Annotated in this window: 18 protein-coding genes and 1 pseudogene; 7 read left to right on the forward strand and 12 right to left on the reverse strand. The window is 75.2% G+C overall.

All coding sequences use genetic code 11. The features are described from left to right. Positions 1 to 22: 22 nt before the first annotated feature. Positions 23 to 508, reverse strand: coding sequence for a GNAT family N-acetyltransferase (locus ATL51_RS04475; protein WP_100877752.1), 486 nt, complete (start codon positions 506 to 508; stop codon positions 23 to 25). Between the two features lie 138 nt (positions 509 to 646). Between ATL51_RS04475 and ATL51_RS28605 the strand changes: the two genes are divergently transcribed. Next, entirely contained in the window at positions 647 to 796 is a 150-nt protein-coding gene (locus ATL51_RS28605) for a hypothetical protein (protein WP_167409961.1), read from the forward strand. A gap of 70 nt (positions 797 to 866) precedes the next feature. Next, a complete protein-coding gene (locus ATL51_RS04480) occupies positions 867 to 1394 on the forward strand; it encodes a histone-like nucleoid-structuring protein Lsr2 (RefSeq protein ID WP_157818221.1) in 528 nt (175 codons plus the stop codon). 57 nt (positions 1395 to 1451) lie between these two features. On the opposite strand, the gene ATL51_RS04485 is transcribed toward ATL51_RS04480, so the two are convergent. Both ATL51_RS04485 and ATL51_RS04490 read right to left on the reverse strand, forming a co-directional pair. Further along, the gene (locus ATL51_RS04485; protein ID WP_167409962.1) at positions 1452 to 4868 is read right to left on the reverse strand and encodes an arabinosyltransferase domain-containing protein; all 3417 of its coding nucleotides are present in this window, start codon (positions 4866 to 4868) and stop codon (positions 1452 to 1454) included. A gap of 53 nt (positions 4869 to 4921) precedes the next feature. Then, positions 4922 to 5575 carry an antibiotic biosynthesis monooxygenase gene (locus tag ATL51_RS04490; protein WP_073575330.1) on the reverse strand — a complete coding sequence of 218 codons (654 nt, stop codon included), beginning with the start codon at positions 5573 to 5575 and terminating at the stop codon, positions 4922 to 4924. 166 nt (positions 5576 to 5741) lie between these two features. On the opposite strand from ATL51_RS04490, the pseudogene ATL51_RS29260 reads away from it, so the two are divergent. The 4 genes and pseudogenes from ATL51_RS29260 to ATL51_RS04510 all read left to right on the forward strand — a co-directional run. Further along, positions 5742 to 5945: pseudogene (locus ATL51_RS29260) on the forward strand (GNAT family N-acetyltransferase); the annotation flags it as partial. Positions 5946 to 6419: 474 nt separating this feature from the next. Further along, positions 6420 to 6851, forward strand: a complete 432-nt coding sequence (locus tag ATL51_RS04500; protein ID WP_083658273.1) for a hypothetical protein — start codon at positions 6420 to 6422, stop codon at positions 6849 to 6851. A gap of 98 nt (positions 6852 to 6949) precedes the next feature. Beyond that, positions 6950 to 7906 carry an esterase/lipase family protein gene (locus tag ATL51_RS04505; protein ID WP_301548890.1) on the forward strand — a complete coding sequence of 319 codons (957 nt, stop codon included), beginning with the start codon at positions 6950 to 6952 and terminating at the stop codon, positions 7904 to 7906. Positions 7907 to 7925: 19 nt separating this feature from the next. Then, positions 7926 to 8594, forward strand: a complete 669-nt coding sequence (locus ATL51_RS04510; protein WP_157818222.1) for a pentapeptide repeat-containing protein — start codon at positions 7926 to 7928, stop codon at positions 8592 to 8594. A 6-nt stretch (positions 8595 to 8600) separates the two neighbouring features. On the opposite strand, the gene ATL51_RS04515 is transcribed toward ATL51_RS04510, so the two are convergent. The 9 genes from ATL51_RS04515 to ATL51_RS04555 form a co-directional block, all read right to left on the reverse strand. Continuing rightward, complete coding sequence (locus tag ATL51_RS04515; RefSeq protein WP_157818223.1) at positions 8601 to 9227, reverse strand: hypothetical protein; 627 nt, start codon at positions 9225 to 9227, stop codon at positions 8601 to 8603. A gap of 69 nt (positions 9228 to 9296) precedes the next feature. Beyond that, complete coding sequence (locus tag ATL51_RS04520) at positions 9297 to 10106, reverse strand: hypothetical protein (RefSeq protein WP_100877756.1); 810 nt, start codon at positions 10104 to 10106, stop codon at positions 9297 to 9299. A 138-nt stretch (positions 10107 to 10244) separates the two neighbouring features. Further along, positions 10245 to 11117: a hypothetical protein gene (locus tag ATL51_RS04525; RefSeq protein ID WP_100877757.1), complete on the reverse strand. Its 873-nt coding sequence runs from the start codon at positions 11115 to 11117 to the stop codon at positions 10245 to 10247. Between the two features lie 161 nt (positions 11118 to 11278). Then, positions 11279 to 12250: a 5-oxoprolinase subunit C family protein gene (locus ATL51_RS04530; protein ID WP_073574872.1), complete on the reverse strand. Its 972-nt coding sequence runs from the start codon at positions 12248 to 12250 to the stop codon at positions 11279 to 11281. After that, the gene (locus ATL51_RS04535; RefSeq protein ID WP_100877758.1) at positions 12247 to 13119 is read right to left on the reverse strand and encodes a 5-oxoprolinase subunit B family protein; all 873 of its coding nucleotides are present in this window, start codon (positions 13117 to 13119) and stop codon (positions 12247 to 12249) included. The genes ATL51_RS04530 and ATL51_RS04535 overlap by 4 nt, the downstream gene beginning before the upstream one ends. Beyond that, a complete protein-coding gene (locus ATL51_RS04540; protein ID WP_073574874.1) occupies positions 13116 to 14468 on the reverse strand; it encodes an acetyl-CoA carboxylase biotin carboxylase subunit in 1353 nt (450 codons plus the stop codon). Before ATL51_RS04540 ends, ATL51_RS04535 begins: the two co-directional genes overlap by 4 nt. Further along, positions 14465 to 14710: an acetyl-CoA carboxylase gene (locus ATL51_RS04545; protein WP_020625095.1), complete on the reverse strand. Its 246-nt coding sequence runs from the start codon at positions 14708 to 14710 to the stop codon at positions 14465 to 14467. The genes ATL51_RS04540 and ATL51_RS04545 overlap by 4 nt, the downstream gene beginning before the upstream one ends. 15 nt (positions 14711 to 14725) lie before the next feature. Further along, the gene (gene pxpA, locus ATL51_RS04550) at positions 14726 to 15451 is read right to left on the reverse strand and encodes a 5-oxoprolinase subunit PxpA (RefSeq protein ID WP_100877759.1); all 726 of its coding nucleotides are present in this window, start codon (positions 15449 to 15451) and stop codon (positions 14726 to 14728) included. A 23-nt stretch (positions 15452 to 15474) separates the two neighbouring features. Next, the gene (locus ATL51_RS04555) at positions 15475 to 17862 is read right to left on the reverse strand and encodes a xanthine dehydrogenase family protein molybdopterin-binding subunit (RefSeq protein WP_301548891.1); all 2388 of its coding nucleotides are present in this window, start codon (positions 17860 to 17862) and stop codon (positions 15475 to 15477) included. 122 nt (positions 17863 to 17984) lie between these two features. Between ATL51_RS04555 and ATL51_RS04560 the strand changes: the two genes are divergently transcribed. After that, positions 17985 to 19487, forward strand: coding sequence for a PucR family transcriptional regulator (locus ATL51_RS04560; RefSeq protein WP_100877760.1), 1503 nt, complete (start codon positions 17985 to 17987; stop codon positions 19485 to 19487). Positions 19488 to 19489 lie beyond the last annotated feature (2 nt).

Consider the following 19489-nt stretch of genomic DNA (forward strand, 5'->3'; position numbering starts at 1 on the left):
GCGGGATCACATGATCGTCGGATCACACGAGGCGTCGGTAGTGCACGCTCAGCGGATCGACCGGGTAGTCGGCGAACGGCGGGCAGACCGTGAAGCCGAAGCGCTCGTAGAGCCGCCGCGCCGGGGCCCAGTACTCCCCCGCGCCCGTCTCCAGGTACACCGCCCGGTGCCCCCGCCCGCGTGCCGCGTCGAGCAGCCGGGTCAGCACCGCGGCGCCGACGCCGCGACCGCGGGCCCGCTCGGCCGCCCGCATGGACTTGATCTCCGCTGCCGGGTGCTCGGGCACCGAGCCGGCCGCCAGCTCGCTCAGCGCGCCGCAGCCGAGGAGGGTGCCGTCGTCGTCGCGGGCGGCCCAGACGGTCACACCGGGCCCGCGGAGTCCGTCGAGGTCCAGCGCGTGTGTGCTCTCCGGTGGCCCCTGGGCGCGCATGTCGGAGAGGTGCCCGGCCAGGAACCGCCGGATCTGCGCCCCGGACAGGTCGTCGATGTCGATCTGCACGTGCTCCATCCTGGCCCCTCCCCCCGGCGGGCACGGCTCGTGAATTGCTCAAATAGCGCGCCGACCCATTCGGCACGCTCCTATCGTCGGTACATCGCACTTTGACCGGCGGCGGGTGGCCGCGTACCGACCGGCGAGGAGAACACCGTGGGCGCAGTCGTCGCAGTACTGCTGGTCATTGTCCTGATCGGCCTCGCCGTCCTGATCGGAACGCTGCGTGAGGTGCGTCCGACCAGGCCGAGTGTGGTCCGGGCGCGGGAGTTCCGCCGTTCCGCCCGGCCGGGCGCCCACGATTAGGAGAACCTCCGTCGTTATGCTTCCGGCGACCCCCGGGTGAATCCGGGGCGGCGAACCGGGAGGAACTGCAGTGGCGAAGGTCGAGACGATCCGGCTGGTCGACGACATCACCGGCGGCGACGCCGACGAGACCGTCGATTTCGGGCTCGACGGCCGCCGGTTCGAGATCGACCTGACCGCGGACAACGCCGCGGCGCTGCGGGACGCGCTCGCCCCGTTCGTCGGGGTCGCGCGTACCGCGGGGTCCCCGCGCACCGGACGCAACGCGGGCGTGTCCGCGCCGTCGGCCGGGCGCAGCGGTGCGGACGGCTCGGACGCCGCGACCCGCGAGCACAACCGCGCGGTGCGGGCCTGGGCCCGGGAGAACGGGTGGACGCTGTCCGAGCGGGGCCGCATCCCGTCCGAGGTCGTCGAGGCCCACCGCCGCGCCCGTGCCGGCGAGGCCGCGGGCGTCACGCCGCAGGGACCGGCCACCGACGAGCCCGCCGCCGAGGCCGTGCCGGCAGCCCGGGCCGTCCCGGACCGCGAGACCGGGGACGAGGGGCCCGCGGAGCGCAGGCAGTCCTCCGCGGCGCCCGCGGTCGAGTTCAGCGGCTGACCCCGTTCCCCGGGCCGTCACCGGCCCGGGCCCGCCGTCACCGGCCCGGGCCCGCCGTCACCGGCTCGGTGACGGGATGCCCGGCGGCGGCGCCGGCAGCGGACCGGAGCTGTAGAGCCCGGAACGGTCCACATCGCGACGTTCCAGGGTCGGGGTGACCGCGTTCGGCCGGTACGGCTGGATCGCCTGCACCTTGCCCCAGTCCCGCCCCGGGTCGCCCTCGAGGTAGGTGGGCAGCTCGGTCTGCTTGCCGATCACGGTGATCCAGCCCAGTGGGCCACCGGCCTGCGGGGACGACCACCCCTCCCCGTCGGCACGCATCTGGCTGCCGTCGGCCTGCAGCCGGTAGGCGGGGACCTCGGCGACGCCGCCGGAGGTCCGGAACGGGTGCAGGCACGGGCTGGCGAGCGACACCGGGTACTCGAGGAACATCGGCTGGTCGCCCACGACCTGTGACAACGGCGCCAGCTGCGGCGCCCGCAGCGGCGCGATGGCGAGCCAGCCGTCGGCGCCGAGCGAGTTGTCCTGCACGACCATCCGGACCTCGGTGGCCGCTCGGGCGGTCTCGGGCAGGTCGAACCGCAGCTCGCGCCACGGCATCTCCTCCACCCGGCCGTCGTCGAGGGTGGTCTGCTCGACGACGCGGACCCGCCCGTCCGACAACCGTGTCGCGTACTGGACGGTGAGCCGGTTCCCGTTGCCCAGGCGCCCGGCTGCCGTGACGACCAGCGGCGTGGTGCCGGCGCGCTGCTCGGCGGTCAGCATCACCCACGGGGTTCGCAGGGTGCCGGTGTTGCGGTCGCTGCGGGGCACGTAGCTGCCGAACGCGGGTGCCGCGTCGCTGCCGAGCCCACCGGACAGGACGTACTCGAACCCGGAGGCGCCGGTGCCGCCGCCGGTCGGCGGGATCCCGTCGCGGACGAAGCCGCTGCCCCCGCTGTTGGGGTCGAGCAGCTGCGCGTCGGGGCTGTTGGCGGGGACCACCCCCGGGGCCAGCGGTGCCGGGGTCGAGGTCGGCTCCCCCGGCGGGGGCGGCGGCGCGACGGTCGGGAGCAGCCCGGAGCGGGCCGGCGCGGCCATTCCGGTCGGCTCCGGGGCGGGGGGCAGCACGCCGTCGACGGGCCTGCGCTCGGCGAACACCTGGCTGGCGAGCCCGCAGGACCCGCCGAACGGGTGCGACAGCGCGTCGGCACCCATCGTCCACGTGCCGGAGCGGTCCTGGACGGCCGAGACCATCGACCACACGTTGAACGTGACGAGCAGCCCGCACAGCACCGCCAGTGGCGCCGAGGTCAGCCGCAGCCGCCGGGTCGCCCGCAGCGCCGATGACGCGTCGCGGCGCCAGTCCCGGGCCCGGACCCAGCGCCCGAGCAGCGGGATCCGGCCCAGCGCGCGCTCGACACCCGCCAACTGGTCGGGGTGCCGCTCCTCGCGGATCCCGCGCAGGTGCTCGACCCCGGCCCCCGCGGCGAGCAGCAGCGCGACGAGCAGCAGGATCGTGGAGAGCTCGTAGCCGGCGACGGTGACCTGCTCGCCGGCCCAGGGCACGCCCCAGTTGTTCGTGTACCACCACAGGTTCGGCCCGGCCGCGGACAGCGCCGCCACCAGGAACACCGCGGACAGGAACGCGAGCCGGTTGCGCAGCGAGCGCAGGACGTCCGAGCCGGTGGCGATCGCGGCGAGCGCCACCATGCCCGAGCCCAGACCGACCAGGTCCCCGAAGTGGTGGGTCCACTTGGTCGGGGTGAGCGCGAAGATCAGCAGCGCGATCACGGTGCTGCCGATGAGGCGCTGGGCGGGCCCGAGCGCGGCACCGGGGATCCGGTTGCGCCGGATCAGCACGACGACGCACGCCAGCAGGCAGAGGATGACCAGCAGGATCGGGAACCGACGGGCGATGGATCCGTCCGCGAGCCCCTCGAACAGGGGCGCGTAGCGCTGGGCGATCTCGGTGTACCAGGGCCAGTCCGGGCCGATGTCGGACCGCAGTCGGGTGGAGTCGACCACCGCTGCCCAGCTCTGGTCCGCCCAGGCGATCATCAGGATCGCGGTGCCGGAGGCCAGCAGCGGGGCGAGAACGGGGACGGCGCCGACCGCCCGCACCCGGGCCGACAGCAGGTGCCACAGCGGACGCACGCCGGCGATGAACGGCGCGATCGCGATCAGCCCGGCCGGGTTCGCCCCGACCGCCATCGACGCCGCGAACAGCCCCAGGGCGACCGGCAGCAGCCGCTGCAGGGCCAGCGCCCGCTCCACGCACACCAGGGCGAGCAGCGAGCACACGACGACGACCGGCTCGGGCCGCAGCCCGGAGTTGTAGGCCATCCAGAACGCCAGGAACACCATCCCGGCGGCCCAGGTCGCCGCCCGCGAGCGGCGGGCCTGACGGCCCAGGCGCGGCAGCAGGCCCCGGGAGACCAGCCACCAGGCCATGATCCCCATCAGCACCGAGGGAAGCCGCAGCCACAGCAGCGAGTCCGAGACCCGCACCCACAGCGCGTAGAGATCGTAGAACCAGCCGAACGGCGCCTCCGCGGCGTCGTACCAGCGGTAGTAGTTGCCGACGTAGCCCGAGGTCGGGACGTCGCGGACGATGCCGAGGGTGAACCCGTCGTCGGAGGTCTGGCCCCCGATCGCCGCCCACCCGACCAGCACCACCGTGACGATCAGGTCGATCGGCCGGGGCCTCGCACGGGACCACCAGCGGCGCAGCCGCGGCGGCCACCGCCCGGCGAGACCGCCGATGGCGTCGCGGCCCGCCCGGTGCGGGCTGCGGCCCAGGTGCCGGTCGACGCCGGCCAGCGCGAGCAGCGAGCCCAGCAGCGCCACCGCGGCGACGACGGTGGCCGCGGTCTTCCACACCGACGGGCTGGTGTCGAAGCGGGTGTCCGGGGTGATCCGGACCGCGGTGCCGGCCGTCGGGTCGAGCGCGGTGTCCAGGTCGGAGTAGATCCCCACGACCTGCGGCCGCAGGTCCCCCTCGAAGGTCTGCGCCCCGGAGCCCAGGTCGATCGTGGTGGACGTGCCGTCGGAGGTGATCCGGACCTCCGACGGGCCGGCCCGCAGCGGCGCCGTCGCGAGCTGCTGGCCGCGGTCGACCAGCGCCAGCTGGCCGTCGGCGACGGTCAGGACCATCCCGGAGCGGGCGCCCTCCGGCGACTCCGGCGGGACGGTCGACAGCACCGTGGCGGAGCCGTCGGCGCGGTCGTCGAGGCTGCGGATCGCGTCGGCGGGGACGACCACCGACATCGTCTCCGGGCGCAGCGCGACCAGCGGCGCGTTGACGTCGGCGGTGCCGTCCGCCACCGACGGCCAGACGATCGTGGTCGTGTGCTGCACCACGGGCAGGAAGGGCACCGCGACGGCGAGCACGAACGCCAGGAGACCGAGCCGGCCCGCCCAGTGCAGGCGTCGACGGTCGCGGAGCGTGTCGACCGGAGCCGGCGCGGCGACCGTCGCTTCGGAGGTGAGCACCGAACGACGGTAGCGGCCTCGCTCCGCGTGATCCGGGGAGCCCCCGGGGGTGATCAGCCCACCGGGACGCGGTGCCGGTCGCGGAACCGCCTGCCCTGCAGCCACCACCCCAGCACACGGGTGATCCAGGGCAGCATCACGTACACCATGACCGGGGTCAGGACGATCGTCGTGACCGCCAGCCGCGGCACGACGGGCCAGTCCGCGAGCAGCGCGCCGAGGGTCACCGTGGCCAGGAGGTTCATCGGGAAGAAGACGAGCCAGATCGTCGTCGCCTGCTTCCAGCGCGGCGGTGTGACCTGGGGCGGGCCGGCCGTCTCCACCGCGGTGGGCTGGTCGAACCAGCCCTCGATCCCGGTGCGGCGCTCGGCCCGGGTCATCTCCGCCAGGCCCTGGGCGGACCCGAGCCACCAGCGGCGCTCGGGGCTCGCCTCCCAGCGCCCGAGCGACTCCGGGGAGTCGAAGCGGGCCAGCATGTGCCACTCGTCGGAGCCGTCGCGGCTGCGGACCCAGCCGCCGCCGAGGAAGCCGGGGAACCCCTCGGCCATGAGCAGGCCGGAGCGGATCCAGGCGGTCATCTCCGCGGCGTGACCGGGGTCGGCGCGACGGGTGAACGAGACCGTGACGGGGTCGCCGCCGGTCGGAACGGGAGCGGACGCGGCGGCGGGGGTGGTGCCGTCGGCCCGGTCGCGGGTGTCGAGGGACATGCCCGTCATGGTGACCGCTGACCCGGCGGACTCCCAGCCCGGCCGCACGACATCACTCCGGGACACTCTCCGGAGCCCGCTCCCCCGCCGTCCCGCGGCGAGAGGTCCCGCCGTGCCCGTACCCGTCCTGCGCCGGGCCACGGCCCGTGACGTGCCGGCCGTCGTCGCGCTGCGGGCACGGATCGAGGCCGGCCGGCGCGGCGACGGGCTCGGGGCGACCATGGTCCGGTACGCCGTCGACGAGGCCCGTCGACGTGGCGCGGCGCTCGTCCAGCTCACCTCCGACCGGTCCCGTACCGACGCCCACCGGTTCTACGAGCGCCTCGGGTTCCTCCGGACCCACGACGGCTTCAGCCTCCCCCTGATCTGACGGCCGCTCCCCCGGGGCGGCCTCCGCCTTGTCGTGGCGGTTTGTGTGTCGTCGTTTCGTCGACATGAAGACAGCGTCAATGAAACATTGACCATAGAAGGAACAGGCCACCCCGTTGTCCGGCCCCGGGACCAGCAGCACCACCGGTGCCTCGAAGCCACGGGCATGCACCTCGCCTCGCCCTGCCCGCCTCCGGTACATCGGTCCGCGCCGCGCCCGCCGCGTCCGGGAGGTTCAGCGGGCACAGGACCGGTCTGGTCGTGCGTGTCCGCCGGATGCCGGGGCCCCCACCGCGGCGGTCCGCACAGGGCCGTACAGGGCGCTCCCAGCGCCTCCTGGGCCGACCGCCGGCGACGACTGGCACTCCGGCGTCGCCGGCGGTCGGCATTGCGGCCGTCGTGGCCCACTCCCCCGCGACACGCCGGTGTCGCGCAACGGTTGACCGCGCGTACGCGTCAATGAACCATTGACATCATGAGGTACGAGGAAGCGCAGCGCTGGCTGGAACGGGCCGACCCCTCGATCGCGAAGAAGCGGGAGTCCATCACCGAACAACTGGACGGGATGAAGGGACGGGCGGCCGACGGCGTCCTCACCCACGACGGGGCGGCCGCCTGGTACGCCCTGGTGCAGGAGATGCGCCGGCTGGCCGACTACTACGAGCGCGACCTGATCCGCACCCTGCGGGCCGGCGGGATGACCTGGAAGGAGGTCGCCGACGCCGTCCAGGCCCAGCTGTCGAGCCGACAGGCGGCCCAGGCCAAGTGGAAACGCCTGGTCGACCCGACCCGGCGGACCACCAACGGGAACATGCGCCGCGGCGGACGTCCCCGCCAGGACCAGGTTCCCCGGCACGACGGGACCACGGAGCCGGACGGGAGCACCGGGCAGGATCGGACGGAGTAGCCACCCTTCCCCCGGACGGCCCTGTCCGGTGACGGTGCGCAACCTGCGGTGACCGTCGTCGTTGATCCTCGTGACGACGGCATCCGAGGAGGCGGCTGGTGGCTGGACAGGGCAACGACCGGCGCAGGTGGGCGGCGGTCGTCTCGATCGCGGTCGCGGTGTGCACGGTCGGCCTCGCGCTGGTCCCGCCCGCCCAGGCGGCGGCACCGGAGCCCGAGCAGGTCGCGTCGGTGCAGGACCTGCTGGACCCCTCCCCGCCCGGGTCGAACGACTGGGGCTGCCGGCCGTCGGAGGCGCACCCGGAGCCGGTCGTCCTCGTCCACGGCCTCTCGGCCAACCAGGGGAACAACTGGGCCTACATGGCCCCGCAGCTGGCCCAGCGCGGTTACTGCGTGTTCTCCCTGACCTACGGCCGCAACCCCCTGGCCCCGCCGCCGCTGACCCAGGTCGGCGGGCTCGCCCCGATGGAGGACAGCGCCGCCGATCTCGCGGCGTTCGTCGACCGGGTCCGCGGGGCCACCGGTGCCGCGAAGGTCGACATCGTCGGCCACTCCGAGGGTTCGCTGATGCCGAACCACTACGTCCGGTTCCTCGGGGGCGCCGACGAGGTCCGGCGCTACGTCGGCCTGACACCGCTCTGGGACGGCACGAGCACCGCCGGGCTGGCGTTCCTCAACCGCACCGGCGAGCAGCTCGGCCTCGGCCCGGCCGTCGGCACCGTCCTCGACCCGCTGTGCGCGTCCTGCCGTCAGTTCCTGCACGGCTCGGACTTCCTGCAGCGCATGAACTCCGACGGCGGACCCCGCGCCGACGGCGTCGACTACACGATGATCCTCACCCGCTACGACGAGCTGGTCGTCCCCTACACCTCGGGCCTGCTCGACGGCGCGCACAACATCGTCCTGCAGGACGGCTGCCCCACCGACCTCGCCGAGCACGTCGCCGTCGCGTTCGACCCGGTCACGCTGCAGCACGTGCTCAACGCGCTCGACCCCGCCCACGCGAACCCGGTGCGCTGCCTGCCGGTGGGCCCGGACGCACCCGCCGCGTCCTGACCGTGCCACGCTGTCGCCCGTGACGGCGGTGACGACGGCGGAGGACCTGCTCGCGGCGGCCCGGGACGGCGTGGAGGTCGGCTCGGCCGTCCTCGACGAGACCGACCTGCGGGAGACCGACCTCGCCGGACTGGTCCTGCGGGGCGGTTCGCTCGCCGGGGCGGATCTGCGCGGCGTGCGGCTGGACCGGGCGCGGATCACCGGGACGTCGCTGGCCGGGGCCGATCTGCGCGAGGCGGACCTGACCGACGCCGTGCTCGGCGGGGTCGACCTGTCCGGGGCCCGGCTGGCCGGGGCGACCCTCGGCGACACCCGGTTCACCGGCTGCCGGATGATCGGCACCGTCCTGCGCGGACTGCGTGGGCTGACGGCGTCGTTCGTCCTGGACGACTGCTCGCTGCAGCTGGCGGACCTGCGCGACGTGGCGATGCGGGGACTGCGGATCGCCGACTGCGACCTGTCCGAGGCCGACCTGTCCGGCGCCGACCTGCGCGACGTCCGGTTCGAGCGGTGCCGGCTGCGTGGCACGGTGCTGCGGTCCACCCGGCTCGACGGCGCCGACCTGCGGGGCTGCGACCTCGGCGAGGTCACCCCGGACACCCCGCGCGAGCTGCGCGGGGCGATCGTCTCCCCCACCCAGGCGGGCGCGATCTGCGCGGCGCTGGGACTGACGGTGCTCGAGCCGTAGGCCGGGTCAGCCGACGGGGCGGTCGAGGCCGCCGCGGCGCATCGCGTCCTCGACCTGGCCGGCGATCCACGGGTCCTCGTCGCACTGCGGTCCGGCCGCGGTGAGCGGGCCGAGCCGGACGACGTCCGCGGCGCGGCAGAGCGGCGAGGTGCCGGTGAACTCGTCGTCGCCGGTCGGCTCGTCGGGCACGACGGGACGCGAGACGTCCGCGACCCGGTCCTGCCGGGCCGCCTCGTCGCGGTGGTAGGCGGCGAGCTCGGCGTCCCCGGCGGCGCGGGCCGCGTCGGCCCGGGCCCGTGCCTGGTCGCGCAGCTCGGCGGCCACGGTGCTGACCCGGCCCGCGGTCCGTGCGTCGCCCGCCCGGGTGGCGGCGTCGCGGGCCCCGCCGACGGCGTCCAGCACGATCTCGCCGCCTCCGGGGACAGCGACGGCGTCGGTCGCATCGGCCGCTGTGCCGTCGACCGCTGTGCCATCGGCGGCTGCGGCGGTGGGGGTGATGTCCCGGGCCGGGTCCGTGTCGTCGGCGCCACCGACGAGGGCGACCGCCAGACCGGCACCGCCGACCAGCGGGACGGTGCCGAGCAGGGCCAGGCGGCCCGGCGTGGTGCGTGGACGTCGGTGCCGTGCGCTCATCGTGATCGCCTCCTGCACTGTCGGTAGCCGGAGCCGGAGGGGCTCAAACCTGCCGAGCCCGGCCGGGCCTCAGCAGGGGACGATCGCGAACCGGACGACACGACAGACGACGCCCTCGGTGCGCGGGGCGTCGTCGGTCGGGGCGGGGGTCGCGGTCCGGGCGTCGTCGGGCTCGGTGCCGGTCGGCGGGGCCGGGGTGGTGGTCGGGGCGGGCGGGGTCGTGGGTGCCCCGGTCGGGGGGACGGCGGCGCGACGGCGCGCGTCGGCGCGCTCCCGGGCCCGTTGCGCGGCACGGTCCTGCTCCGCGCGCTGCTCCGCGGCCAGGCGCTCCTGTGCGGCGGCCTCGGCGGCCTCGGCGGCCCGGCGCTCCTCGGCGATCCGGCGGTCCTCGGCGATCCGGGCCGTGGCCGCCCGCACCGCCCCGTCGGCGACGGCGGCCGCGCGCGTCTCGCGGGCCGCGACCGGTGCCGTGGTGGGCGCGATCCCGGTGCCGGAGCCGTACCAGCGCGACGGCATCGGGATCGACGAGGCGTCATCGACGGACGGGCCGGACGCGAAGGTCGGTACCGGGACGTGGTCGTCGACCCGCTGGTCCGCCGGAGCGACCCCGCCGAGCACCCCGGTCCCGAGGAGACCGGCGACGGTGACGGACGCGACCAGCACCACCGGGACGACCCCGGCCAGGGTGACGCGGAGACGCCGGCGGCCCCGCGGCGGCCGGGCCCGGCCCTCGACCGGTCGTGGCGCCTCCCTTGGGCCGACGGGTGCCGTCGCGGTCGCGCCCCGGTAGCGGGCAGCGGAGCTCGGCCACGCCTCGGGCCCGACGGGGTCCGGGCCGGCCGGGCCGGGCCCGCCCGGCATCCGGTGCCGGCCGGTCACGTGGTGGAGCCGCTCGCCGTGCGCATGGGGTGATCGTCACCGGCGGACGGCGGTACGGCCATGCACCGAACGGGTGCGTCGCCGTCGTGGGCCGTCCCGGTGGAGTGAACTGCGCACCGCCCGGACGGGCGGCCGGGCTCAGCCCCCGAGCAGCGACAGCGCGGGTCCGGGCACCCGGACGTCGACGGGCGGGGTCTCGGCGATCCGCAGGCGCAGCCGGAGCAGCGCCCCGTCCGCGGCGCCGGTGTCCGGGTCGGCCGGTGTGACGGTGCCCGGGGAGACACCGGAGGAACCGCTGCCGGCCGGGTCGTCGTCCGGCGGCGCGGCGGACCGTGGGGCGGCCTGGGGCGGGACGGCCGAGCGCAGAGCGGGCACCACCGGCCGCGGGACCGTCGGCCGGGACGGGGCGGACCACCCGGTGTCGTCGCCGGGAGCGGCGTCGTCACCGGGAGCGGGGTCGTCGTCGGGTGCGGTGTCGTCGGCCGGGGGCGTGTCGTCGGCCGGGGCGGTGTCGTCCGGAGCGGTGACCTGGCCGGGTGCCGGCGCAGTGCCCGTGCCGGGCGCGACGGCGAGGGGTCCGGGCGCGGTGCGGTCATCGGCCGTGCCGCCACCCGGGCGCGCCGCAGCGGGGCCGTCCGCGCCGCCGGTCGTCGACGGCGGTGCGGCGGAGCGCGACGCACCACCCCCGCCGGACCGGACCGGGCCGGACGCGCCGGTGGCCGCACCCGGCGCCCCCGGCTCCCGGGGCGAGCCCGCCGTGGGGTTCCGGGGCGCCGCGGCCGCGGCCTCGGCGGCCGCCCGCACCGGTGCCTGCGCGAGCGGTGCCGGGTCGGCCATCCGCGCCGGGGAGCCACCGCCGGGCACCGCGGGACCGGCGGCGAGCGGCGCGGCCGGGCCGGGGCCGGTCTGCTCCCCCTGCTCTCCCTGCGCCGCGACGGGCTGCTCCCCCGGCGTCACGGTGACGACGACCGCCGCGGCGAGTGCGATCGCCCCGACCACGGGGACCGTCACGGCCAGGACACGCCTGACCAGTCCGGCCCCCGCCGCCCTCCGGTGCCTGCCGCTCATCGCTCGGCCCTCCCCCACGTCCGGTACCGCCCCGCGCCACCGAGCGTCGAGTCTGGACCAGACGGCGCTGCGGGGCCAGCCCGAACGGGTGAGCGGGAGCGGTGTCACCGCTCCAGTGCGCTGTGCATCCGCGCGAGCCGGTCCTTCCGCTCGGCCCGCAGCGACAGCGCCGTCTCCAGGTCGACCGCCACGAACCGGGTGCGGGTGCGCGGCGCCGACTGGGCGACGACGTCGAGGTCCCCGGAGATCACCGTCGCCACCATCATGTAGCCGCCGCCGGACACCGCGTCCCGGTGCAGCACGATCGGCTCCACACCGCCCGGGACCTGGATGGAGCCGATCGGGTAGGGCGAGTCGACGATGTTCGACGGGTCCTGGCCCGCCCCGAACGGCGGCTCACGGTCGACGGTCTCCAGCTCCCCGCCGGTGTAGCGGAACCCGATCCGGTCCGCGACCGGGGTCAGCGTCCACGTGGTGTCGAGGAAGGTGGCGCGGCCCCGGTCGGTGAGCCGGTGGTCGTAGAGCCCCATCACGACCCGGACCTCGACGTCCTTCGCGAGCGACGGCCGCAGGTCCTCGGGTACGACGAGCCCGGCCCGGCCGGTGCCGGACCCGACGGGCAGGACGTCGCCCTCGGCCAGCGGCCGGCCGTCGAGCCCGCCCAGGGCGCCGAGCGCGTACGTGGCGCGGCTGCCGAGCTTCTCCGGCACGTCGATCCCGCCGGACACCGCGAGGTAGGCCCGTGCGCCGGCCTTGAGGTAGTCGAAGGCCAGCACGTCGCCCTCGGCGACGTCGAAGGACTCCCAGACGGGCACCGCCGACCCGTTGACCTTCGGGGCGATCGTCGCCCCGGCGACGGCGAGGGTCGCCGGGCCGGTGAACACCAGCTCCGGGCCCATGTAGACGATCTCCAGTGCGGCGGCGCCGTCCGGGTTCCCGACCAGCGCGTTCGCGCAGGTCAGCGAGTACTGGTCCAGCGCGCCCGACGGCGGGATGCCCAGGTGGTAGTAGCCGGAGCGGCCTCCGTCCTGCACGGTGGTGGACAGACCGGGCTTGCGGACCTCGATGCGTGTCACGCGAGCACCTCCAGCAGGCGCTTGTTGTAGCCGTCGGGGTCGTCGAGGAACGGTTGCAGGTCGAACGCCACCGGACGGGCGGTGATCCGGTACTCCCCCGCCTCGGCGGCGGCGTGGAGCTGGTCGTACTCGTCGCGGTCGATGCCGCGGAACTTGACCATGTCCCCGGGCCGCATGAACACCATGTGCTCGGTGAAGTCGGGCTTGCTCTGGGTCGGGTCGTAGATCGGCGCCGGGGTGATGCCGAACATCTGGTAGCCCCCGGCGCCGCGCACCGAGTAGATGCAGGAGAAGCAGCCGCCGTAGCCGACGGTCTGCTTGGGGGTGTCGGTGCGCGGACGCAGGTACTTCGGCACCACGATCTGCCGGTCCCGGGGCACCATCTGGTACTTGAACGGCAGCCCGGCGACGAAGCCGACCATCGAGGTGAACCAGGGCGAGCCGGAGTGCGCGGCGATGAACTCGTCCACCCCGGCGTAGCCGTTGATGCGGGCCGCGTACTCGATGTCCGTGGCCTCGGGGTCCTGGTGGCGGTCGCGGAACCGCATCAGGGTCTCGGTGGTCCACGGGTCCTGGTAGAGCACCGGGATCTCGACGACCCGGCAGTCCAGGGTGACCCCGAGCGCGTCGCCGACCCGGGTCTCCAGCTCCGTCAGCTGCGCCATCAGGGCGTGCGGGTCGAGCACGTCGGGGTCGTAGCGCACCTGGTAGGAGGCGTTCGCCGGGCAGATCTCCAGGATGCCGTCCGGACGTTCGGAGCGGAGCAGGTTGGTGATCGCGACGGCCTTGAAGTTGGCCTGCAGACTCATGTCCTCGGCCAGCTCGACGAACACGAACTCGTCGCCGCCCCAGCTGTAGCGGGCGCTCATGAGGTCCCCTTCCCTTCGGCCAGCCAGTGTTCGAGGGTCCCGGTGTGGAAGTCGGCGTCGGCGACCCACGGCTCCCCGGCCAGGGTGCGGAGCAGCCCGGCGGTGGTCGGGATCCCGGCGACGGAGAACTCGTCGAGCGCACGCCGGGACCGGGCCAGCGCCTCGGTCCGGTCGGCACCCCACACCACGACCTTCGCCAGCAGCGAGTCGTAGTACGGCGGGACCGTCCCGTCGGGCTCCAGCCAGGTGTCGCAGCGCACCCACGGCCCCGCCGGCAGCGTGACCCGCCCGACGCCACCGGGCTGGGGCAGGAAGTCCCGTTCCGGGTCCTCCGCGCAGACCCGGAACTCGATCGCGTGCCCGCGCCGGGAGATGCCGTCCTGGGTGAACCGCAGCGGCTCCCCCGCGGCGACGCGCAGCTGCTCGGCGACGAGGTCGATGCCGGTGACGAGCTCGGTGGTGGGGTGCTCGACCTGGATGCGGGTGTTCATCTCGATGAAGAAGAACTCGCCCGTCTCGTCGTCGACGAGGAACTCCACGGTGCCGGCCGAGGTGTAGCCGACCTCGCGGCACAGCGCGACCGCCGCGGCCGTCATCGCCTCGCGGGTCGCCCCGGTGATCCCCGGCGACACCGCCTCCTCGACGACCTTCTGCCTGCGGCGCTGCAGCGAGCACTCCCGCTCGAACAGGTGGACGGCGTCGCGGCCGTCGCCGAGGACCTGTACCTCGACGTGCCGGGCGCGCTCGACGAACCGCTCCAGGTACATGGTGCCGTCGCCGAACGCCTTCTCCGCCTCGGTCGAGGCCTGCCCGAACGCGGTGCGCAGCGCCTCGGCGTCGGCGACGACCCGGATGCCCCGGCCCCCGCCGCCCGCGGCGGCCTTGAGCATCACCGGGTAGCCGACCTCCTGGGCGGCGGCGACCGCGGCGTCGGCGTCGGCGACACCACCGGGGGTACCGGGCACGGTCGGGACCCCCGCGGCGCGGGCGACCTCCCGGGCGGCGACCTTGTCGCCCATCCGCTCGATCGTCGCCGCGTCCGGGCCGACGAAGGTCAGGCCGGCACCGGCGACGGCGGCGGCGAACGACGCCCGCTCGGACAGGAACCCGTAGCCGGGGTGCACCGCGTCCGCGCCGGTCTCCTCCGCCGCGGCCAGGATCGCGTCGGCGACCAGGTAGGACTTCGACGCGGGCGAGGGCCCGATCGCCACGGCGGTGTCGGCCAGGCGCACGTGCAGGGCGTCGGCGTCGGCCTTCGAATGCACCGCGACGGTGCCGATGCCCAGGTCCCGCGCGGCCCGGATGATCCGGACGGCGATCTCGCCGCGGTTCGCGACGAGCAGCCTCATGCCGTCTCCACCACCGCCACGGGCTGGCCGGCGTCCACCTCGTCCTCGTCGCCGACCAGGAACTCGACGACGGTACCGGTGGCGCCCGCCGGGATCTGGTGGAAGGACTTCATGACCTCGACCAGGCCGATCGCCTGGTCGTCGGTGACGGCGGCGCCGTCCTCGGCGAACGGCGGGCTGCCGGGGTCGGGACGGCGGTAGAACACGCCGGGGATCGGGGAGACGACCTCGTGTCGGGGCACTGCGGGTACTCCTTCTCAGCTGCTCAGGTGGGGCTTCAGCGCGTCGTGCACGGCACGGGCGAGCTCGACGGCGTTCGGGGTGTCGGAGTGCACGCAGACCGAGTCGGCGCGCACGGTGAGCTCCTTGCCGTTCTCCGAGGTCGCCTTCCCCTCGGTGACCGCGCGCAGGGCGCGTTCCGCGGACCGCACCGGATCGAACGCCTCGTGCTCACGCGTGATGATCAGCGACCCGTCGTCGCGGTAGTCCAGGTCGGCGTAGTACTCGGCGACGAACCCCGCGGGCCGGTCACCCCACACCTGCTCGTGGACGGTGCCGACCATGCCGACCAGCGGGGCGCCGAAGACGTCGGCGGCGTCGGCGATCGCGGCGGCCACCTCCGGGTCCCGGGCCGACATGCCGTAGAGCGAGCCGTGCACCTTGACGTGGTTGAGCTCCATGTCGCGGGCGCGCAGGAACCCGGCCAGCGCCCCGATCTGGTAGACGACGCCCGCGGTCAGCTCCTCGCGGTCGAGCCTCATCTCGCGGCGCCCGAAGCCCTCCCGGTCGGGCAGCGACGGGTGCGCCCCGACCTTCACCCCGTGCCGTTGGGCCAGCGCCACGGTGCGGGCCATGACCCGCGGGTCGGAGGCGTGGAAGCCGCACGCCACGTTCGCGACGGTCACCCAGGGCATCAGGCCCTCGTCGTCGCCGCAGTGGTAGATCGAGTACGACTCGCCCATGTCACAGTTGATGTCCACCATGTCCGGTCTCCCTCCCGGTGGGTTCAGGCAGTCTGGCCGGACGCGGCGTTGATCGCCCGCCAGACCGCCTGTGGCGTCGCGGGCATGTCCACATGGGTCACACCGAGGTGGGCGACGGCGTCGATCACCGCGTTCACCACGGCGGGCGAGGAGCCGATCGCGCCGGACTCGCCGATCCCCTTGACCCCCATCGGGTTCGTCGGCGACGGCGTGACCAGCTGCTCGAGCTCGAAGTGCGGCAGGTCGGTCGCGGCGGGCACGGCGTAGGACGCCAGGTTGCCCGCCGTCGGGTTGCCGGCCTCGTCGAAGGTGGCGTGCTCGTAGAGGGCCTGCCCGATGCCCTGGGCGATGCCGCCGTGCAGCTGCCCCTCGACGATCGTCGGGTTCACCACGACCCCGCAGTCGTCGACGGCGACGTAGCGGCGGATCCGGGTGAACCCGGTCTCGGTGTCGACCTCGGTGACGCACACGTGCGTGCCGAACGGCCAGGTGAAGTTCGGCGGGTCGAACGCCGAGTCCGCGGTCAGGTTGGGCTCCATGCCCTCGGGCAGGTCGTTCGCCAGCGACGCCGCGCCCGCCACCTCCTGGATGGTCACCGACGGCCCGGCCGTCCCCGCCACCGAGAACCGGCCGCCGGTGAACTCCAGGTCCTTCTCGTCGGCCTCCAGCAGGTGTGCGGCGATCTGCATCGCCTTGTCCAGCACCTTGCCCGCGGCCAGGTGCACCGCGGTGCCGCCGACGGCGAGGCTGCGCGAGCCGTAGGTGTCGCGCCCGAACGGCGCGACGAGGGTGTCGCCGTGCAGGACCTCGACGTCGTCGGGATGCACACCGAGGCGGTCGGCGACGATCTGCGACCAGGCGGTCTCGTGGCCCTGCCCGTGTGGGGAGGTGCCGGTGACGACCTCGACCTTGCCGCTGGTCGTCATGCGCACGGTGGCCTGCTCCCAGCCGCCGGACTGCAGCCGGACCCCCGCCGCGACCTTCGACGGCGACAGCCCGCCGGACTCGGTGAAGTTGCCGAACCCGATCCCGATCTGCACCGGGTCCGAGGAGGAACGGCGGCGGGCCTGCTCGGCGCGCAGCTCGTCGTAGCCGACCAGCTCCATCGCCCGGCGCATGCAGGTCTCGTAGTCCCCGGAGTCGTACTGCACCCCGGACGGGACGGTGCGCGGCTCGAGGAACTTGGGGTGCAGGTTGCGCAGCCGTACCTCGGCGGCGTCCAAGCCGAGCTCGCGGGCCAGGTCGTCCATGATCCGCTCGTGGCCGTAGGCGGCCTCGGAGCGACCGGCGCCGCGGTAGGCGTCGGTCGGGGTGAGGTTGGTGAACACGCCCTTCGCGGTGAACGAGTAGTGCCCGAAGTCGTAGAGCCCGCAGAAGGTGAACGCGCCGAACACGGCGATGCCCGGGGTGAGCAGCTGCAGGTAGGCGCCCATGTCGGCGAGCAGCTCCACCTTCATCCCGACGATCTTCCCGTCGCGGGTGGCGGCGACGGAGACGTCCTGGATCTGGCCGCGGCCGTGCGTGGTGGCCTGGTGGTGCTCCGAGCGGGTCTCGGTCCACTTCACCGGGGCCCTCAGCCGGCGGGCCAGGACGAGGGCGAGGAACTCCTCGGCGTAGACGTTCAGCTTCGCGCCGAACCCGCCGCCGACGTCCGGGGCGACGACCCGGATACGGGTGTCCGGGATGCCGGTGACCGCGGCGAGGATGTCGCGCACGAAGTGCGGTACCTGGGTGGCGGTGTAGACGGTGAACCCGGCGCCGACCGGGTCCGGCACGCACACCACCGCGCGCGGCTCCATCGGCGAGGGGACGACCCGCTGCTGCAGGTAGCGCCCGGACACGACGACCTCGGCCTCGGCGAAGGCGGTGTCCACGTCGCCGGTGGCCAGCGGCCAGGTGTAGCAGTGGTTGGTGCCCATCTCCTCGTGCACGACCGGGGCGCCGTCGGCGAGGGCGTCGGCCATGTCGACCACGGCGGGCAGCTCGGCGTACTCGACGTCGACGAGGTCGGCGCCGTCGCGGGCGGCCGCGGCGCTGGTGGCGAGGACGACCGCGACGCCGTCGCCGACGTGGTTGACCTCGTCGCGGGCGAGCGGGCGGTGGTCGGGGATGCGGATGTCCTCGGTGACCGGCCAGCCGCACGGGATGCCGGCGAGGAACTCGTCGTCGACGTCGGCGGCGGTGAGCACCGCGCGGACCCCCGGGACGGCGGCCGCGGCGGCGGTGTCGACCGCGACGATCCGGGCGTGCGGCAGCGGGCTGCGCACGACGACCATGTGCAGGGTGCCGGGCGGGGCGATGTCGTCGGTCCAGGTGGCCCGGCCGGTGAGCAGCGCCTGGTCCTCCTTGCGCTGCATGCGGGTTCCCACCCACGGTGCCGCAGCGGTACCGGTCTCCTGCGTGGCGGTCACAACGCTCCTTCTGACGACGACTGCGGTCCGTGCCGGACAGCGTGATCCGGAACACGCCGGCGCGGTAGTGTCCGCACTGTCCAGTTCGATGTCCGGTACACGCCGATCCGGCAGGGGGCCAGATGGCGCTGACGCTGCGCACGCTGTGTGCGAGCCGCAGTCTCGGACTGCGGCTCGCGTGTCCGTCCGCGGATCAGGATCGACCGCTCACGTGGGTGCATTCGAGCGAACTGTCCGATCCGACGCCCTATCTCGACGGCGACGAGCTGCTGCTGACCACCGGGCTCGGACCGGCGCCCGACCCGGCCGGCTACGTGGACCGGCTCGTCGCGCACGGCCTCGCCGGGCTCGGGTTCGGCTGCGGTCTGGGACACGACGACCTGCTCCCCGCGCTGCGCGAGGCGTGCGCGCGGGCCGGGCTGGCGCTGCTGGAGATCCCCGAGCGCACCCCGTTCCTGGCGCTGACCAAGGCCGTCGCCGAGGCCCGCGCCGCCGACCGCTACGCCGAGGTCGTCCGCACCGACGAGGCGCAGCGGGCGCTCACCGCCGCCGCCCTGGGCGAGGACGACCCCGACACCGGCACTGCCCGGGTGCTGGACCGGCTCACCGACCGCCTCGGCGCCTGGGCGCTGATCTCCGGGGCCGACGGCCGGGTCCGCCGGTCCGCGCCCGCCGGGGCGGCCCGGCGCGCGGTCCTGCTCCGCGCCGAGATCGACCGGGTGCGGGACCACCCCGGGCCGTCCAGCGTCACCGTCGCCGTCGGGGACGGGCAGGTCGTGCTGCAGCCGGTGCGCCTGATCGGGCCCGCGGTGCTCGTCGTCGGGCGGGACCGGCGCTTCACCCCGGTCGACCGGCAGCTCATCGGCTCGGCGGTGTCGGTGCTGACCCTGGCCCACGCGCGCAGCGCCGCGGCCGGGCGGGCCGAGCGCCGGGTGCGGACCGCGGTGCTGCGGGCGCTGGCCTCGCTGCCGGGATGCGGCGCCGAGGACGTGCTCGCCGAGACCTGGGGCCCGTTGCCCGGCGGGGACCTGGTCGCGGTCGCGCTCGGCGGGCGGGCCACCGGTGCGCCGCCGGCCGTCCTGCTCGACGCCCTGGAACGGGCCCCCGGGGTCGCCTTCCACGCCGAGCTCGACGGGCAGGTGGCCGCGCTCGTCGGCGCCGGCTCGGTGCCCGCGGTGCTGGAGGTCGCCGGACGGGTGCGCGGGGTGCGGGCCGGGGTGTCGACGCCGGCCCCGGTCGGTGAGCTGGGCCGCGCACTGCGCGAGGCGGGCCGGGCGCTCGACGCCGCCGAACGCCGCGACCGGGCGGTGCTGCGCTTCGCCGACCTCGCGGGCAGCGGGCTCGCGTCGCTGGTGCGCCCCGAGGACGCCACCGCCTTCGCCGACGCCGTGCTGGCCCCGCTCGTCCGCCACGACACCGAGCGGCGCGGCGACCTGGTCGCCTCCCTGCGGGAGTGGCTGGCCCACCACGGGCAGTGGGACCCGGCCGCGTCCCGGCTCGGGGTGCACCGCCACACCCTGCGGGCCCGCATCACCCGGGCCGCCGCGCTGCTGGAGCGCGACCTCGACTCCCCCGGCGTCCGCGCCGAGCTGTGGTTCGCCCTGCACACCACCGACCCCGCCTGACC

It is taken from the genome of Pseudonocardia alni (assembly GCF_002813375.1).
Lineage (GTDB): Bacteria > Actinomycetota > Actinomycetes > Mycobacteriales > Pseudonocardiaceae > Pseudonocardia > Pseudonocardia alni.

What these genes read in the sequence shown, in the direction of transcription:
- ATL51_RS04500 (WP_083658273.1), top strand. Translation starts at nt 6,420, where the DNA reads ATGAGGTACGAGGAAGCGCAGCGCTGGCTGGAACGGGCCGACCCCTCG.
- pxpA (WP_100877759.1), bottom strand. Translation starts at nt 15,451, where the DNA reads ATGGTGGACATCAACTGTGACATGGGCGAGTCGTACTCGATCTACCAC.
- ATL51_RS04515 (WP_157818223.1), bottom strand. Translation starts at nt 9,227, where the DNA reads ATGAGCGCACGGCACCGACGTCCACGCACCACGCCGGGCCGCCTGGCC.
- ATL51_RS04540 (WP_073574874.1), bottom strand. Translation starts at nt 14,468, where the DNA reads ATGAGGCTGCTCGTCGCGAACCGCGGCGAGATCGCCGTCCGGATCATC.
- ATL51_RS04560 (WP_100877760.1), top strand. Translation starts at nt 17,985, where the DNA reads ATGGCGCTGACGCTGCGCACGCTGTGTGCGAGCCGCAGTCTCGGACTG.
- ATL51_RS04535 (WP_100877758.1), bottom strand. Translation starts at nt 13,119, where the DNA reads ATGAGCGCCCGCTACAGCTGGGGCGGCGACGAGTTCGTGTTCGTCGAG.
- ATL51_RS04490 (WP_073575330.1), bottom strand. Translation starts at nt 5,575, where the DNA reads ATGTCCCTCGACACCCGCGACCGGGCCGACGGCACCACCCCCGCCGCC.
- ATL51_RS04475 (WP_100877752.1), bottom strand. Translation starts at nt 508, where the DNA reads ATGGAGCACGTGCAGATCGACATCGACGACCTGTCCGGGGCGCAGATC.